This window comes from Mesotoga infera (genome assembly GCA_011045915.1).
In the GTDB taxonomy this organism is placed as follows: Bacteria; Thermotogota; Thermotogae; order Petrotogales; family Kosmotogaceae; genus Mesotoga; species Mesotoga infera_D.
Genome location: DSBT01000093.1, coordinates 1 through 1,644, shown reverse-complemented (window position 1 = coordinate 1,644; position 1,644 = coordinate 1). Strand labels below are relative to the sequence as shown.

Below are 1,644 nucleotides of genomic sequence, written 5' to 3'. Positions count from 1 at the left end.
GTATCGCTGTCCGAGTCTGGCGCAGTTTCATCGGAATCAGCATTCGCACTTATCGTGAATCCGGAAATTGGAGTGGTGCTCTCGACAGTGAAGGAGAACATGAAATCTTGATTTGCTCCTATTGCAAGGGAAAACGGACCAAAGTTATCTGACTTACTCGGATAACCATCCAGCGAGACTGAACCTGAGATATTGGTAAGATCAATATTTCCTGTGTTTTCAACAGTAACAGTACCGGAAATCGTGTAAGTGTAAGTTGCATCTCCTGGAATCCTTTCAGTTTCTATTGTGTATTGGATGGAAGACTCCTCACCTATGCCTAGTGTGATTAAAGTTGGAGTTGCCTCCTTCTCAATATTCCAATCGTACTCGAGAGTCTTGACCCAGGTTATCGTTGAATCTACTGTGACGTTCAAGCCTGGAACGAGGATCGTCACAGTCGCATCATCGCTTCTTTCTTGCTTTGTATCATCTTCAACGAGAGTCACGGTATTTGGAAGCTTGTACTCTCCCTCTTCTTTTTCCAAGTTCATTATATTAAATGTATAAGTAGTTGCCGCCGGAGTCTCTGAAAGCAGCCAGGGCCATGCATAATCTGAATCGGGAGTAACATCAAATCCTACCGGACCCATATAAGCATCATTCACAGTGGCTGTTTTGTCGAACTCTAAAAGGGTTGTAGGCGAAATCGGACCGGTAAGAGCTCCCGTATTGGTCTTTGATACAGCGCCGGAAACGACTTCTGCCTTCACCCTGTAGTAGTAACCGCTTTTGAAAGAGTAGCTCGAGAAATCAAAGGTTTTCGAAACCACGTCTCCCGGGGCAAAATCGCTAATCGAATAAGTATTAGTTGCAACGGCTGAGAATGTTCCGCCATCACTCGACTCCAGTAAGCTGATAGTAAGCGAAGCATCAACAGTGAGATTTGAAGTAAGAGAATTCCCTACTTCAACTTCCCCTTTGTAGGAAAAAGTATTAGTAGAGTTCTCGGTCAGCGTTCTGGTAGCATTAATTGAATATGTGACATCCTTATCTTCCTCGATATTCAGATAAATTGTTTCGGGAGCTACAGACTTTTCAATCTCCCAGTCGTATTCAATCTCTCTTGTCCAGGAGAATGTTCCCGTTACGGTTGCTTCAAGAGTAAGGACATCTTCCTGAGGTTCGGGTGTGGAAACCAGGACTCTTGCAAAGGCTTCTCTCTTCTGAAGAGTATCGTTTTCAGTTAATGTAGCATCATTCGTGAGAGAGAAATTCCCTTGCGGAGCAGCATTATCATTTGTTATGACAATTGAATACTTCTTCGTTCCTCCATTAACGTCGCTCAAGATCCATGGTGAAACGCTCCAAGGCCAGGTCCCAGTATGAGTTACGGAGAATCCATTCTTTTCGAACTCCACGAGATTTCTGGGCATATCGACTATCGAAGCACTTTCATCTATGAAAGTTTGTGACGATGGGGAATCAGGAACCAGATGATCCTCGAAATCATCGACTATCTCTGGCCAGTTATCAGTAGCCTCTGCCAGAATTCTCACTTCAGAATAGTCTCCCGGATTGAATTCAAAGGTGAACGGTTTGCCAATACCTATCAAATCACTGGCAGCTATTGTAGTGTTTGAACTGGTTTCAATAAGAGTCTTT

The 1,644-nt window shown here is 43.8% G+C and carries 1 protein-coding gene; it reads right to left on the bottom strand.

Annotation, left to right across the window (positions count from 1 at the left end; genetic code table 11):
- Window positions 1–1,644, bottom strand: a 1,644-nt coding sequence (locus ENN47_03130) for a hypothetical protein (protein HDP77175.1), incomplete at both ends; no start/stop codon positions are given.